The sequence below is a fragment of the Phytoactinopolyspora limicola genome (assembly GCF_011320225.1).
Lineage (GTDB): Bacteria > Actinomycetota > Actinomycetes > Jiangellales > Jiangellaceae > Phytoactinopolyspora > Phytoactinopolyspora limicola.
Window position 1 is genome coordinate 75,982 of record NZ_JAAOEN010000005.1, and the last position, 15,436, is coordinate 91,417.

Consider the following 15,436-nt stretch of genomic DNA (forward strand, 5'->3'; position numbering starts at 1 on the left):
CCGTGAGGGTATAGACCCGGCCCCGAGCCAAGGAGTAGATACGTGGCGAGCCTGTTCGGAACCGATGGCGTACGGGGGTTGGCCAACGTCGATCTCACCGCGGAGTTGGCCCTTGACCTGTCGGTGGCGGCCGCACACGTGCTCGCCGAGGCCGGAGCTTTCGGTGTCGAGCGGCCTACGGCCGTCGTCGGCCGCGACCCACGTGCGTCGGGTGAGTTCCTTGAGGCAGCTGTTGTCGCGGGCCTCGCGAGTGCCGGGCTCGACGTCTTGCGGGTTGGGGTGTTGCCCACCCCGGCGGTGGCCTTCCTGACCGGGCGGCTCAACGCGGATCTTGGTGTGATGTTGTCGGCCAGTCACAACCCGATGCCAGACAACGGCATCAAGTTCTTCGCCCGCGGTGGGCACAAACTCGACGACGCGATCGAAGACGCCATCGAGGCTCGGCTACGCGAGCCTTGGAAACGTCCCACGGGTGCTGCGGTCGGGCGGGTTCATGACTACCCGGAGGGCGTGGAGACCTACGTCGCCCATGTGGTGGGTTCTGCCCCCTACCGGCTCGACGGGCTGAAGGTCGTCGTGGACTGCGCCCACGGCGCGGCGTACGAGGCCGCTCCAGAGGTGCTGAGGCGTCTAGGTGCGGACGTCGTCGCTATCTGCGCCGAACCTGATGGGCTCAACATCAACGCTGGCTGTGGTTCAACCCATCTCGACCTCCTGATTCAAGCGGTTGCTGAACACGGTGCCGACGTCGGGATCGCTCATGACGGTGACGCCGATCGTTGTCTGGCGGTGGACGCGGACGGGCAGGTCGTCGACGGCGATCGTATTTTGGCCGTCCTCGCACTGGCGATGCAGGAGCAGGGTCGGTTGCGCCATGACACGGTGGTGGCGACGGTGATGTCCAATGAAGGACTGCGACTTGCGATGCAGGCGGCAGGGATTACCGTGGTCGATACCGCCGTCGGTGACCGTTACGTGCTGGAGGCGATGAAAGACCACGGCTATGCCCTAGGTGGCGAGCAGTCCGGGCATGTGATCTTGCTCGATCACAGCACCACCGGTGACGGTGTGCTCACCGCGACTCATCTGCTCGCGCAGATGTCACACACTGGACGCCCGCTGAGCGAGTTGGCGGGCGTCGTCGAGAAGCTCCCGCAGGTCCTGGTCAATGTCGGCGGCGTAGACAAGCGCCGGGTCGCCAGTGACCACAACATCCGTGAGGCCGTCGCGGCGGCGGAGGCAGAGCTCGGACACACTGGGCGGGTACTGCTGCGTCCGTCCGGCACTGAACCCTTGGTAAGGGTTATGGTCGAGGCCGCGACGGCGGAGCAGGCCGAGGCGGTTGCCAAGCAGCTGGCCGACGTGGTCCGATCCTCCCTGACGCTGGCCGAATGAGCCCGGTCAGGGGAGCTTCGGGGGTGCTGGGCGGGCTGGGGAGCCCACCAGTTCGTGCGAGCGGTCCCAGAGCTGGGCGGCGAGAACCTCGTCGTAGGATGCTTTCGAGGATCGCTTAGGTCGTCGGCCGACGAAGTATCTCCCGCTGATGTCCGCAACCTCTGCGCTGGTCACCAGCCAGGCGAGGTCGGTGGCGGAGCATTGCGGATGCCGCGCTCCCGGAACGAGCCGTACGAGCACGGGTGCCAGCCGCCGGTAGATGCGCTGGGTCCGGCTCGGATAGTCACGATCAAGACCGGTACTTGGCATTAGCCCAGGGTCGAAGGCGGTGGCTGTCACGTCCTGGTCGGCGAGGCGGCGGCTGAGTTCGTAGGTGGTGTAGATGTTCGCCAGTTTCGACGTCGCGTATCGGATCCGCCCATCTTTGGCTGTCTGACCCAGGTGGACAGCGTCGGGATCGGCGAGGACCCGGGGATCAGCCCAGCGAGGTCCGGGGAAGCCGAGTGCACGATGCGGGCCGAAATGGGTGCCGCTGGACACCAGGACGATCCGTGCGGGTGCCACGAGCTGGTCCAGAAGCAGATTGATGAGTAGGAAGTGACCCAGGTGGTTGGTGCCAAAGGTGAGCTCGTGGCCGTCGACGGTGCGACGTACGCCGTCAACCACCTGAATACCCGCGTTGCACACCAGTGCGCGTAGCGGTGCCGATGGCGGTTGGTCGGTGAGGCTGGCTACAGCCGCCCGGATGGAATCGAACGAGGCGAGGTCCATCGGCAGGACATACGCGGAGGCGCCGGGAAACTGGCGGTTGATTTCTGCCGCGACGGCAGCACCGCGGCTTTGGTCACGGCACCCGAGGATGACGTTCCAGCCTTGGCGGGCGAGTTCGGTGGCCACGTGCCGGCCGAGGCCGGACGACGCGCCGGTGACGAGGGCGGAAGACGGGGACATGAGGCTCCTCAAGGACGTCGTTCAATATGGTACTGAGTACCATAACGTACGGAGGCCCAGGTTTACCATTGGCGCATGGCCGTGACAATGTCCCTCCGCGAACGTAAACAGCGTCGTACCCGGGACGCCATCGTGGCCGCCGCGATGACACTGTTCGCTGAGTCCGGATTCGACGGCGTGACCGTAGACCAGATCGCCGCCCGTGCTGAAGTGGGCCGTACCACCTTCTTCCGCTATTTCCGCGACAAACAGGAGGTGCTGTTCGCAGACGACGGTGAGCTACTCGATGTACTGGTCACCGAGCTGGACACCGCGGCGAAGCGACATGGCCCCATCGGGGCCAACCTGGCTGTCGCCACCGAGATCACCCGGACGGGCATCCGGGCATTGGCGTCGTCTGTTGAACAGCACTCCGGCTGGCTAGTACTGCGAGAGCGGCTGCTACGGGAGAACCCAGCACTGATGGCACGCCAGCTCCTCAAAGAGCGCAGGTACGTCCATGCCAGCTGTGAAGTTCTCCAGAGGAACGGTGCCGATGCCGACACCGCTATCCTTGCGGCCTCGCTCGCCGCGGCATGTTACGGAGCTGCCAGTTCGGTGATCGCCGCAGGCGGTGCGGACGGCACGCGGGGTGGCCTTTCCGGGCTTGCCGACGCCGTGGACGCCACTTTCGATCGGCTAGACGAACTCAACTCTTCCTGAACCGGTAGATAGACGCTGAACGGTCGTCTCGGCGTCCGGAGAAATTCTGTTGCGGCGGCTTGCGGGGCGCCGCACTCTTGAGACATGCAGATCCGGCCCATCGCGTCCACCGACGCCACCTTCGACGCCTGGTACGACGTTCATATCCAGGCGTATACCGCTGACTACCCGCACGGCCCGCGATATACGCTGAGCGAGCTGAGGGTGCTGCGTACTGGGCGCGCGGATTACGATGTCAAACTCTGGCTCGCCGAGGAAGCGGGGCGTGCCGTCGGCGCCGCGGGGCTGGCCTTGCCCCTGCGGGACAACCTCACGTTGGCCGAGCCGGAGATCTGGGTTCGACCCGATGCGCGTCGGCAGGGCATCGGCACCGCGCTGCTTCAGACGGTGACCCAAGCCTCCGTCGACGCGGGCCGCACCAGTCAGCTGTCCTTCCTGGAGGGGCCGACGCAGAGCCCGGAGACGGCGGGCACTCACTTCGCCGAACACCATGGCTTCACCCGGCGGATCACCGAGATCGCACGGGTACAACGACCACCATTCGACCTCGACGCGATTGCCAAGGCGGAAGAGGACGCCCGTCCCTACGCCTCCGGCTACGAGCTTGTGACGTGGAAGGACCGGGTCCCCGACGAGCACGTCGACGAGCTTGCCCGCCTGGAAGGGCGGCTGAGCACCGATGCGCCTCTCGGTGAACTCGACTACGAGGCCGAGGTATGGGACGCCGCCAGGATCCGGTCGTCGGAGGAGCGGGCGGCGCTCATGGAACGCCGGGAGTGGGGTGCGATGGCCGTCGCGCCGGACGGTTCCTTGGCGGGTCTGACTCGTGTGTCGTTGTCTGAGCACAGTGACGACGCTGGGTTCCAGGACTCCACCGTGGTCGATCCGGCCCACCGAGGACATCGGCTCGGCCTGCTGCTCAAAGCAGCCAACTTCCGCCAGCTCCTGGACGACCGGCCCGGCGTGCAGGCCATCTGGACGTGGAATGCGGACTCCAACGCTCACATGATCAGCATCAACGAGACACTGGGCTACCGGGTGGAAGGGTGGACCGCCGGCTACCAGCGCCCCCTCCCATGATCATTGGCTTTTGACTACCGGATCCGGTAGTCAAAAGCCAATGATCATGGGGAGGAGGGTTAGGGGGTGGTGAGGTTGCGGCACTGGCCACTCGCCGGACCCACCACGGTGTTGGGCGCCCCCTGATCCACCGGGGCCGGGTCGTTGTCCCGGCAGCTCAGCGGTCCAACGATCGCGTTTCCAGCGACGACGGTTGGTCCGGCGGTTCCGGTGATCTGGACCGGTCCGGTAATCACGTTGCCGGCGCAGTTGGCCTCCGGGTCGCCGAGCGTCACCGCCGAGCTCCCGGACAGGGAGACGGGCCCAGCCACCGTGGTGCCGCAGAGGGTCACCGCCGCGGCATCGCGGGCTCGGACCGGGCCGGTGATCCGGGTGCCGTCCGACGAAACCACACTCGCCTCAGCCGCGACCGTCACCGGTCCGAACACCGACGCAGCCGCTAGGCAGGTGACGCCAGCCGACACCGAGAGCGGACCGACGTGCACACCGGTCACCGTCGACGTACATTCCGGCTCGCCGTCCGGCGCGAACCGGAACCTCGCGTACAGCGGGTCGTGGTCGGATGCACCGCGGCCCGGCTCGAAGTCGGGCACACCTGCCGGGTAGTCCACGTTCACGTGGACGAACCGCGCGACGACCAACTCGTCGAGGGTGGCGTCGTCGACGAAGACGTGGTCGAGAATCTGCGAGACACCGCGGAAGACGAAGCTGTACGTGTTCTCCGGCGCCTCGTCGAGGATGACGTCGTGCAGGTTGGTGAAGCCGCGTTCGTACATCGCGGCGAGCTGATCGCTGGGGGCACGATCCGGGTCGGTCTTGAATGCCGGGAACGGATCGTCCGGGCGCGGGAAGACGTTGAAGTCGCCCGTGACCAGCACCTGCCCGCCGTCCGTACGGGCCGCCTCACCCACGGCCGCGTTCAGCCGGGCCTGTTCGGTGCGTTGTTCCACCCGGCCGTCCGGCCCGGCGGACATGTGGTTCGAGGTGACGTAGCGCTCAACATAGGTGCCGTTGCCGACACCTTCAGGATAAAGCCGGAACTTGGCCACTTGGGCGGGCCGGGTGAACACGTACCCCGTATCTGGGAAGCGGCCACCGTCCTGCACCGGCACATCGTCGGCCAGCACGGCGTTGACCGCCTTGGGATTCGCGGCCTCTTTGACCCAGGGCGCCAGCTCGGTGCGCTCGTTGATCTCGGGGTACGGAATGTCGACGGCGTCGCCATCACCCAGCACGGGGTCGGCGAGTAACTCGTCGGCCGGAACCAGCTCCACCCGGTCCACACGGTGCAGGAAACCCTGGGTGATGCCCCGCACGTCGCGCCCGTTGACCGCATCGCCGGAGGCTTCGTAGCGGACCGCACCGTCGGACAAGATAAAGATCTCCAGCGCCAATTCTTCGATGGTGTCCGGTGCCCCAGAGCCGCGTTCGGTGGTTGTCATGTCCTCACCCGCCTCCGGGGCGGACAGATCGCAGTCCATAGCAGAGTCGGCCGGGCTGGCCTCGTCATACACCGGGACACACACGTCCTGCTTCTCGGCTTCCTGAATGGTGATGACGTCCGGTGCCTGTAGGGCGTGCAGGATCTGCTCGGCGATAGCGACGCGGTGCGCGTCGTACTGCTCTTGGCTGCGCGGCGCATAGGTGAACGGCGGGCGCACCGTCGAGCCACCGGGTTCGTCGGCGGTACAGGTGCTGGTGGGCTGCTGGCCTTCGGGTACGACGTCGGGATCGAGGTCACAGCCGCTGAACGGGTCGGACCGGAAGTCGTAGAGGTTCTCGACGTTGTACACCATCACCGAGTACTCGGTATCCGGGTCGAAGCCCTCGACCGCCTGCAGGCTGGCCGCCGATGGATCCGCGCCGCGCTGCAGGTCCGGCTGCTCGTCGACCATCACCTGGTATTTGTCGAAGCTGTAGAACAGTCCGCCGCGAACCGCGTCGTTCAGCGTGTCGCCGCTACGGGCCGGAGCGATCGTCGTCGTGGCGTCGTCGGCGGCGGCTTTGAGACCGAACGACCCCAAAACGATGCGATAGCCGTTCTGGTCACCCGGACCTTGGGTCAGGTCGTGCGGCCCGTTGTGGGCAAGGGGGTGGTAGTCGCGGAAGACGCGGCGGTGAGCTGGATCATCCCGCAATGCCACCGGGTGGTCACCGCGGATGACCCAGAACTCGCTGGTGGACGGGGCGAAGACGTCGTTGCCGCTGACGACGACGCTGCCGGCGGGGACCTCCGTCTGCATACCGGCCAGGCGCTCCCAGTAGACCGACGCCTCCTGGATGTCGTCCGGCGGGTCGACCTCGACGACGGCGATATGTGCCGCCAGATCGACGCCGGTGTCCACCGGGGTGGTGACGTCGACGACGAACGGGTTCTGCAGGACCGTCTGCTGGAAGTCTTCGACCACCGGTCCGCGCAGGGTGACGACGTCGCCGAGCTGAGGTCGGTACTGCTGCCCGATCGGCACCGACGTCGCGGTGTCGGGGCGCACCGTCGGGAACGTTCCGGTGGACACCCACAGACCATCTGACGTGCGCGGATCACCATCGGTAAACACCGGGGCGTCGGGGTCGAACCCGTCGATGCCGGCGGGGTCGGCGTCGAGACTCTGGATGAAGAAACCCTGGAAGTCGAAGCCGTTGGGGTTCTCCTCCATCGTCAGCTGGGTCACGACGCCCTGAACGGCGATCGGGTCACCCGGTTGGAAGATCGGCGAACCCAGTGCGTAAGGCGAGACGTGCAGACGACCGTTGGTGTCGTCGGGCACCACTCCTCGTAGGTGGCCGATGTTGAGCACGGGCACCATTCGGACGTCGACGGTGCAGGTGGCGGTCTCGCCGTCGCCGTCGGTCACCGACGTGGTGACCGAGTAGACACCCGGCGATCGCGCGGGGTCGAGGCCAGGTACGTCGTCGCTGAACCGGATCTCGGCGGTGCCGTCGTCGGTTGCGGTGACACTGACCTCACCCGCCGCGGGAGCGGGGTCGACGCTGGTAACCGCGAAGGTGAGCGCACCGGAACCGCCGATCGCGGAGGCGGTAATCGCCTTGCCATCGACGAAGGGCCCGTCGGCGGCGGAATAACCAGCCGTGACCGTGAACGGCGCCGTGCACTCGAGGCTGAGATCGCCTGGCGGTGGTTCATCGGGGTCGAACGTCGAGTTCCGGGGGGTGACCGCGGCGTTCGCGAAGTCATCGGCGTTGACGCCACTTACCTGGGTCTCATCCGTCCGGTCGCCCACACGGACCAGGTCGTACGGGCTGGACGTAGGGAACGACGTGGCCCAGCCGCCGCCTTCGGCGCATTGCGAGTCCGGGTGGGTGGTGCCGACGCCACTGACCATCGCGCCGTCGCCGTCTACCAGGCGGACTCCGCTCGCGCCACCGTCGGCGATGCCGGTGCTGAACGTGAGGTCAGGGGTGGTGCCGCCGCTGTATTGGTCTTGTGTTGGGTTGACAAAGAGGAAGTATCCACCGGGGGTGATCTCCGTGGTGCCGGTGGGGACCGTCACCCGGGTGCTGGGGTTGCCGCTGCCTGTGGCGCAGCCCTGGAGTGCCCATCCGGAGATGTCCACGGGCTCGTGGCCGAGGTTGCGTACCTCCACGAACTCGTCGAAAGCGCCGCCTGGCCCGCGGGTACGGAACGCGGTGATGACGACGCCAGTGGTGTCGGCCGTGGTAGCGGTGGCGGCAGGCGCACCCGCGGGGGCTCCGGCCGCCTGGCCGGCGGGCGGAGCACCGGTAGCTGTAGTCAGGCCAGCAGCGGTGATGGTCATGGCGGCGGCTACGGCGGCCCATCCTCGCGTTGTTCGCCGGAGTGTGGTTGCGTCGCTGGCTTCTGTCAATCCGTGCCCCAGCCGCAGCCGGTCTCCTCGTCGGGTGATGAACCGCACGTCGACCCTCCCGTGTCGTTCGAGGCCACCAGCGCGGCACGGCCATTCGAATGCACAAATCGCCCCAGACCGCCCTGGTGGTTCACGTGGGCGCCAGCCTCGCGGACGGGTGCCGCCTCGTCAAGGCACGATGCCTGAACGGCCGACGACGTACTCATGCATATCGAGTGTCTTCACCCCTTGACGTTCGGCCTAATCCTGGCAGTATTCGTGCTCAGAAGGGCAGCTCGGCGTAGGAGAGTGGTGGCCATGAGCGAGGTGCTAGTCGCGGTCGGCACTCGCAAAGGATTGTGGCTGCTGCGTAGCTCGGATCGGCGGACCTGGGCCGTCGACGGTCCGCATCTGCTGATGAAATCAGTGGCCGCCTGCGCCGTGGATGCCCGCGGCGGGCGCACGCGGCTACTCGTCGGGGCCAGTTATGACCACTGGGGGCCGTCTGTGTCCTGGTCCGATGACCTTGGTGCGACGTGGAGTGAAGCACCCGACGGCAGTGGTATCCGGTTCCCGGCCGACCTGGGCGCGTCGGTAGAGGCGGTGTGGCAGATCCGCCCGGACACCGCGCAGCGGCCCGGTGTGGTGTGGGCAGGCACGGAGCCGTCGGCGCTGTGGCGCTCGGACAACGGCGGCGAGACCTTCACCTTGTGTCAGGGGCTGTGGGACCACCCCCACCGGCCGACCTGGGAGCCCGGCGGTGGTGGTCAGGCCCTGCACACGATCCTCCCGCACCCGGTGAACGACGCCCACATCATGGTGGCGATGTCCACGGGCGGGGTGTATGTCAGCGACGACGGTGGGGCAAGCTGGAACCCCTCGAATACCGGCATCTCCGCTGATTTCCTCCCCGGCGAGCCGCCCGAGTACGGACAATGCGTCCACAAGGTCGCCCGCGACGCCGGCAACCCGGACCGGCTTTTCGCCCAGAACCACCCCGGCGTGTATCGGTCCGACGACGGCGGCGCGAGCTGGACGCCCATCGCCGACGGTCTACCGTCCAGTTTCGGATTCCCCGTCGTCGCGCACCCGCATCGCCCGGATACGGCGTGGGTGGTTCCGCTGACGGCGGACATCGAGCGGGTCCCACCGGATCGGACCCTTCAGGTATGGCGCACCGACGACGCGGGCGTCTCATGGAAGAAGGCGACGGTCAGTACGGCTGGCACTTTCTACGCTTCGGTGCTGCGCGACGCTTTCACTACCGACGATGTACCGGAGGCTGCCGGGGTGTACGTCGGGACCCGCGATGGTTCGGTCTACGCGAGCGCGGACGAAGGCGAGACGTGGTCTGAGGTCGTGCGACACTTGCCCGATGTGCTGTGTGTCCGGGCGGCGACGCTGCCGTAAACGATCAACGTGTGCGTGCGGCGTAGACACGGGGCGTTAACCCGGTAGCGCGGATGAAATGGCGGTTGAAGTGGGGCTGATCGTAGAACCCACAGTGCGACGCCACGTCCGCGATGGACTCTCCGCGGCGCAGGAGCCGCTTGGCGTGCAACACCCGCACCGACCGTCGATACGCCGAGGGTGGCGCCCCGACCTGCCGATGAAACAGGGTGGTCAAATGAGATGGGCTCAGGTGGCAGGCCTCGGCGAGTTCGTGCAGGGTGAAGTCGTCGCGCCAGTTGGCTCGGATATAGTCGCGAGCTTGTTCAACAGCTGGATGTGTACGACGCGTGGTGGGGTGGGCCGCGAGCAGCGGCGCCAGCATGGTGTCAACCGCGGCGAGGCTCTCGCCCTGTTCCAGGGCCGAATGCTGATCCTGAAGCGTTGTGTGCAGCGTGTGCAGGGCAGCCGCCAGGCCGGTGTGCTGGAGGACTGTAGGTAGCTCGCGCACGGCCGTTTTGGTGGCCAGCCGGCTCCCGAACCGGTCGGCTGATTCGACGTCGACGTACAGAACTCGATAGGTGTAGCCGTCTGGTGTGGCTGGCTGCCCGGTGTGAACCGTCCATGGTGGTATGAAGAAGACATGCCCGGCGGCTGCGGTGTGGAACTCCCGGTTGACATCGAAACCGGCCGCGCCACGGTCGACGTAGGCCACGGTCCAGCCATCGTGTAGGTGTGGCGCGTACCGGTGCGCGACGAACGTCGCGTGCAGAGCTTCAACACCCGGCAGCGACGAAGGACGGATGAAGCGCGCCCGCTCACTCAGAGTTGACGGACCTCGTTCTGACTCACCTACTGTGGTCCGGCCCAACGCCGCATTTTCGTCCAAGACTCGAACTCCGAATCGTGGTTAGAAACGTCTTATGACGTTACCTCTGGAGCTTGTGAATATCGACAACCCAACAGAAACGACCGAGTTTCCGCTGGGCCGTTTCGAGGTTTTCCGGGTCGGTGGTCAGGAGATCGGCCAGGCGACGTATGAGCCGGGCTGGCATTGGCGTGAGCATGTCGGCCCAATCGTGGGCACCGAGCTCTGCCAAACGCCGCACATTGGGTTCGTCCTGTGCGGCAAAGCCGCTGTCTCCATGGCCGACGGGACGGAGATCGTCCTCAGCGAAGGGAACTTCTTCTCCATACCGCCGGGGCACGACAGTTGGGTGCTGGGCGAGGAAATGTACGTCTCGCTGCACCTCGCCGGTGCGGACACGTATGCACGCACACGCTGACGTCGTGCACCGGAGATCAGCGCATCGTAATGTGGCGCCCAGGCGGCGCCTGGGCGCGTTGCCGTCGTCGATCGATGCACCGCATCGACCTCGGCCGGCGCCTCGTGATGCACCCATCTCTTCGGGCTGAATACCAACGTCGGACGCGGATCTCCGGCACGACACACCACTGTGCCGGCGCGAGCGCGAGCATCCGGTGCGGGGGTGCCCAGCATGGTCCGAGCGTAAGCACCGAGGACGCGTATCGTTAGTCGGCTTGGGCGGTAAATTTCACCCGTTCATGCGGAGCAAGCGGCTCGTTATGTACGACGACGTCGAATTCACCGCGTACTTCGATACGTCGGCCGTCGCCGTCGGCCAATTCGAGTGCCTGTGCCCACACGGATGGGTTGACCTGGAAAACAGAGATGTCGTGTTTCGATGATTTCCCCACATCGCTACATTACTCCGTGCACGGTGACAACGTCAGCCAGTATCGCTGGCAGCGAATTCTTCAGCGCGCCGCGCCCTTCCCGGTGAGGACCCGGAACAACGCGTCGACCACCAGGTCGATCTCTTCGGCCGTGATGACGAGCGGTGGAGCCAACCTGATGGTGGAGCCGTGAGTGTCCTTGGCCAGAATTCCCTCCGCCAGTAGGTGTTCACAAGCCTGCCGGCCGCTCATGAGATCGGGGTCGATATCGATGCCGGCCCACAGGCCCCGTCCCCGGACCTCCAGGAGGCCCTTGTCGGCAAGCTGAGACAACCCGTCGAACAGATGACGACCCAGCTCAGTGGCGGTGCGCTGCCAGGTGCCGGTGCTCAGCATGCTGACGACCGCACGGCCGGCGGCACACGCCAGGGGGTTGCCACCGAAGGTACTGCCGTGCTCGCCGGGGTGGATCACACCGAGCACATCGTTGTTGCCGACCACAGCGGAGACCGGAACGATGCCACCGCCGAGCGCCTTGCCCAGGATGTAGAGGTCGGGGATGACGTCTTCGTGGTCGCAGGCAAAGGTGGTGCCGGCCCGGCCCAGCCCGGACTGGATTTCGTCGGCGACGAAGAGCACCCCGCGCGCGTCGCACAGCTGGCGTACCTGAGACAGGTATCCGTCGGGTGGTACGACGACTCCGGCCTCACCCTGGATCGGTTCGATGAGCACCGCCACCGTCGTGTCGTCGATGGCGTCGGCGAGCGCCGGCGGGTCCCCGTACGGAACCACCCGGAAGCCGGGCGTGAATGGCCCGAAATGAGTGCGTGCCGTGGCATCGGTAGAGAAGCTGATGATGCTGATGGTGCGGCCGTGGAAGTTGCCGTCGGCGACGATGATCGTGGCCTGATCTTCCGGAACACCCTTAACTTCGTAACCCCATTTACGCGCTACCTTGATAGCCGTCTCTACCGCTTCGGCGCCGGTGTTCATGGGCAAGACGAGATCTTTGCCGGCGAGGTCGGCTAGCTCGCGCGCGAACGGGCCGAGCTGATCGTGGTGGAACGCACGGCTGGTGAGGGTAACTCGGTCGAGCTGCTCTCTGACCGCGGCGACGATCTCCGGATTCCGGTGGCCGAAATTTACCGCGGAATACGCGGCGAGGCAGTCGAGGTAGCGCCGTCCCTCCACGTCGGTAACCCAGGCGCCTTCGCCGTCGGCGATGACGACCGGAAGCGGATGGTAGTTGTGCGCGGTGCTGCGCTCGGTGAGGGCGATCAGCTCCGTGGCACGGCCGGTTTCGGTCATCGTGGTTCTCCTCGTCTACTTGTGTAGTTCTAGGGTGGCGCATTTGACCCCGCCACCGGCCTTGAGTAGCTCGGAAACGTCCACGGGAACCGGGACGAACCCAAGGCTGGAGATCTGTTCGGCCATCTTCTCGGCCTGGGCCGCCATCACGACGTGCCGGCCGTCGCTCGTGGCGTTCAAGCCGAGGACCATCGCGTCGCCCTCTCCGACGATCACCGCTTCCGGGTAGAGCGCGTCCAGTTGCCGCTGGCTGGCCTGGGAGAACGCTGGCGGGTAGTAGGCGATGGTGTGTTCGTCGAGCACGGTGAGCGCTGTGTCGAGGTGGTAGAAATGCGGGTCGACGAGCTCCAGGGCGATCACCGGGACGCCGAACACGCCGGCGATCTCGGCCTGGGCATCCGATGCCGACCGGAAACCAGTGCCCACCAGGATGTGTTTGCCGGTCCAGGCCAGGTCGCCTTCACCCTCGTTGACGGCTTGGGGCAGGTGTACTTCATAGCCGCGGTCGGCGAGCCAGGCCCGGTGCGCGGGCGCCTCGGCGGCGCGGACCGGTTCGCGGAACCGGGCGCCGAGAGCACGGCGGCCGACGACGAAAGCTCCGTTGGCGGTGAAGACCATGTCTGGCAGTCCAGGGATGGGGTCGATGACGTCGACGCGGTGGCCGAGGCTCTCGTAGGTCTCCCGCAGGGTGGTCCATTGGGTGATGGCGAGCTCGCGGTCCACCGACCGGGCCGGGTCCATCCATGGGTTGATGGCGTAGGTCACGTCGAAGTAGGTGGGTGGGCACATCAGATAGTGCCGCGAATCGATGCTGGTCACACGATGAATCTAGGCTCTTGGTGTGCCGCAACGCTATACCGCTCTGTTGCGCGTTGGGCATAGATTCGTTGCGTTGTGAGGCTGTTTAGATGCTGAACGTTGCGTTGCTGCGATGTTCTACGACACGATGGCATGGTGGACATCGACGACCTCGATCGGCGGATCATCCAGGCGCTCATGGCCGACGGCCGGGCCAGTTATGGCGCCGTTGGTGCGGAGGTCAACTTGTCGGCTCCCGCCGTCAAGCGCCGCGTCGACCGGTTGCGCGAGCGTGGCGTGATCAGTGGCTTCACGGTGAAGGTCGATCCAGCGCTCACGGGCTGGACAACTGAGGCGTACGTCGAACTGTTCTGTAGCCGCAGCACATCGGGTGCTGAGGTGCTCCGCCGGGTCGAGGCCTATCCCGAGGTCATCGAGGCGTTCACGGTGACCGGCGACGCCGACACGCTGCTCCACGTGTTCGCCGCGGACATGCAGCATTTCGAGCGTGTCCTCAGCGAGATCTCGGCGGAACCGTTCGTTGCTCGTACTCGCAGCGTTCTGGTGCTGTCGCCGCTGCTCCGCCGGGAAATTCTCAGTATGTGAGACGCGATTCATGTGACGGGGCCCTGGCGCGTCGCGGGGCGCCGACCAGCGTCGTTAAGAATTACACGCTTGTGTTTCGTCAAGTCGACACGCCGAGTGGCGGGTGGGTTTCTTGTGATCTGTGTTTTCTTGCGTGACGAGAGTGGCTAATCTCGTCTCCTGTGATGCCTGACGGCGGGGAGGTCGGCCCACGTGCGAAATGACAGAAGAGCCGCGGTGCCGCGGGTCGGTGGTGTACTCATCGGAGTGCTCGCTGGTCTCGTCGCCGTTGGCCACGTCGCACCCGTCGCGGCCGATCCCACCCGGCCATCGGATCAACAACTCGAGGACGCCCGACAGGCCGAGCGACACGCCGGCGATGCCGTCGCCCAAGCCGAGGGGCGGTTGGCGGCCATTGCCGCCGAGCTCGACGAGATGCACGTCGAGGTCGCGAGTGCCGCCGAGGCGTACAACGGCGCACGGTTGCACCTCGCCGAGGCCGAGGAACTCGAAGACACCGCACGCGAGCACGCCGCCGACACGGCCCACCAAGCCGAGCAAGCACAGGAACTGCTGGCCGAGGTCGTCGCCGCGTCCTACCGGCACGGCGGTGAACTGGCGCATCTAGGCATGATCTTCTCCGCCGACGACGACCGGTCGCTTGTGGACGGCGTCGCCGCATTCCGTTCGGTCACTGAGTCTCAGGCCGGCGCCTTCCACGCCGCCCGGACGGCCAACGAGATCGCGGACCAGGCCGCCGCTGTGGCCCGGCACGCCGTCGCTGAACGCGACCGGGCCGCCGACCGTGCCGAGCAGGCGTACCAGTCGGCCACTCGCCTGGCCGCCGAGCACGAAGCGGCCGCCGTCGCCGCCGAACTGGAGCGGCAACGGCTCCTTGGTGAGCTGGCGACCGCTCGTGGTACCACGTTCGCGCTTGAACAGGCACGTCAGGAGGCGCTGGCCGAGGACGAGGCGGCGGAGCGGGAACGACGAGCTCGCGATGACGACAACAACGGATCGCAGGACGGAGAGCCGACCGAGGACCCTGACGAGGATCCGCCTAGCGAGCCAGACGAGGAGCCAGACGGCGAACCCGACCGGCCCACCTCCACCCCCACCGCGACACCGACACCGACACCGTCGCCGACGACGTCGCCGACACCCACCCCGACGCCGACGAGTTCGCCTACTCCTACCCGTACGCCGTCGCCCACACCGACCCGCACGCCCTCGCCGACGCCCACCCCGACACCCACGCCCACGCCCACGCCCACCTCCACCCCGACACCACCGCCACCGGATCCGCCGAGTGGCGCCGATGCCGCCATCGCCTACGCCCGCCAGCAGGTGGGCAAGCCGTATCAGTGGGGCGGCTCAGGGCCGCACGCCTTCGACTGCTCCGGGTTGACCATGCGGGCCTGGGAGGCCGGCGGGAAGTCGCTGCCGCATTGGAGCGTCGCTCAAGCGCGAATGGTCACCCGCGTGCCGTACTCGCAGATCAAGCCCGGTGACCTGATCTTCTGGTCGAACAACGGGCAAGAGTCCGGGGTTTACCACGTCGGCCTCTACATCGGCGGTGGCCAAATGATCCACGCGCCCCGGCCCGGCAAGGACGTGGAAGTCCAGAACGTCTTCTACTGGCGTGACCCCGCCTTCTACGGCCGGGTCCCGTGAGCCGCGCCGGTGTCTGGGCCTAGGGTGCTGTG

General features: G+C 66.5%; 13 protein-coding genes. 7 read left to right on the plus strand and 6 right to left on the minus strand.

The annotated features are described in order from the left end of the window. Nucleotides 1-42 precede the first annotated feature (42 nt). On the plus strand, nt 43-1,395 hold the full coding sequence (gene glmM / locus G8760_RS14380) for a phosphoglucosamine mutase (protein WP_166352280.1): 1,353 nt from the start codon (nt 43-45) through the stop codon (nt 1,393-1,395). Between the two features lie 6 nt (nt 1,396-1,401). On the opposite strand, the gene G8760_RS14385 is transcribed toward glmM, so the two are convergent. Next, nucleotides 1,402-2,346, minus strand: coding sequence for an SDR family NAD(P)-dependent oxidoreductase (locus G8760_RS14385; RefSeq protein ID WP_166352282.1), 945 nt, complete (start codon nt 2,344-2,346; stop codon nt 1,402-1,404). A gap of 75 nt (nt 2,347-2,421) precedes the next feature. Between G8760_RS14385 and G8760_RS14390 the strand changes: the two genes are divergently transcribed. Further along, a complete protein-coding gene (locus tag G8760_RS14390; protein ID WP_166352284.1) occupies nt 2,422-3,048 on the plus strand; it encodes a TetR/AcrR family transcriptional regulator in 627 nt (208 codons plus the stop codon). An 84-nt stretch (nt 3,049-3,132) separates the two neighbouring features. Further along, the gene (locus tag G8760_RS14395; RefSeq protein ID WP_166352286.1) at nt 3,133-4,128 is read left to right on the plus strand and encodes a GNAT family N-acetyltransferase; all 996 of its coding nucleotides are present in this window, start codon (nt 3,133-3,135) and stop codon (nt 4,126-4,128) included. Between the two features lie 59 nt (nt 4,129-4,187). Here the strand turns inward: G8760_RS14395 and G8760_RS14400 are convergent, their stop codons facing one another. Next, nucleotides 4,188-8,021, minus strand: a complete 3,834-nt coding sequence (locus tag G8760_RS14400; protein WP_166352288.1) for a lamin tail domain-containing protein — start codon at nt 8,019-8,021, stop codon at nt 4,188-4,190. A 249-nt stretch (nt 8,022-8,270) separates the two neighbouring features. On the opposite strand from G8760_RS14400, the gene G8760_RS14405 reads away from it, so the two are divergent. Beyond that, complete coding sequence (locus tag G8760_RS14405; protein ID WP_166352290.1) at nt 8,271-9,362, plus strand: WD40/YVTN/BNR-like repeat-containing protein; 1,092 nt, start codon at nt 8,271-8,273, stop codon at nt 9,360-9,362. A gap of 4 nt (nt 9,363-9,366) precedes the next feature. Here the strand turns inward: G8760_RS14405 and G8760_RS14410 are convergent, their stop codons facing one another. Then, on the minus strand, nt 9,367-10,230 hold the full coding sequence (locus tag G8760_RS14410; protein ID WP_166352292.1) for a helix-turn-helix transcriptional regulator: 864 nt from the start codon (nt 10,228-10,230) through the stop codon (nt 9,367-9,369). A gap of 34 nt (nt 10,231-10,264) precedes the next feature. On the opposite strand from G8760_RS14410, the gene G8760_RS14415 reads away from it, so the two are divergent. Beyond that, entirely contained in the window at nt 10,265-10,627 is a 363-nt protein-coding gene (locus G8760_RS14415) for a cupin domain-containing protein (protein WP_166352294.1), read from the plus strand. Between the two features lie 247 nt (nt 10,628-10,874). Here G8760_RS14415 and G8760_RS14420 read toward each other — a convergent pair whose 3' ends face one another. Genes G8760_RS14420 through ddaH form a run of 3 tightly spaced genes read right to left on the minus strand, consistent with a single transcriptional unit; the run spans nt 10,875 to nt 13,166 of the window. Next, complete coding sequence (locus G8760_RS14420; protein WP_166352296.1) at nt 10,875-11,060, minus strand: hypothetical protein; 186 nt, start codon at nt 11,058-11,060, stop codon at nt 10,875-10,877. A 60-nt stretch (nt 11,061-11,120) separates the two neighbouring features. Further along, nucleotides 11,121-12,347 (minus strand): ornithine--oxo-acid transaminase, encoded by a 1,227-nt coding sequence (gene rocD, locus G8760_RS14425; protein ID WP_166352299.1) that lies wholly within the window; start codon nt 12,345-12,347, stop codon nt 11,121-11,123. Nucleotides 12,348-12,362: 15 nt separating this feature from the next. Then, nucleotides 12,363-13,166: a dimethylargininase gene (gene ddaH / locus G8760_RS14430; protein WP_211198977.1), complete on the minus strand. Its 804-nt coding sequence runs from the start codon at nt 13,164-13,166 to the stop codon at nt 12,363-12,365. A gap of 135 nt (nt 13,167-13,301) precedes the next feature. Here ddaH and G8760_RS14435 point away from each other — a divergent pair, with 135 nt between their 5' ends. Together G8760_RS14435 and G8760_RS14440 are read left to right on the plus strand one after the other, a co-directional pair. Next, nucleotides 13,302-13,751, plus strand: coding sequence for an Lrp/AsnC family transcriptional regulator (locus tag G8760_RS14435; RefSeq protein ID WP_207782362.1), 450 nt, complete (start codon nt 13,302-13,304; stop codon nt 13,749-13,751). Nucleotides 13,752-13,943: 192 nt separating this feature from the next. Then, nucleotides 13,944-15,404 carry a C40 family peptidase gene (locus G8760_RS14440; RefSeq protein WP_166352305.1) on the plus strand — a complete coding sequence of 487 codons (1,461 nt, stop codon included), beginning with the start codon at nt 13,944-13,946 and terminating at the stop codon, nt 15,402-15,404. Nucleotides 15,405-15,436 lie beyond the last annotated feature (32 nt).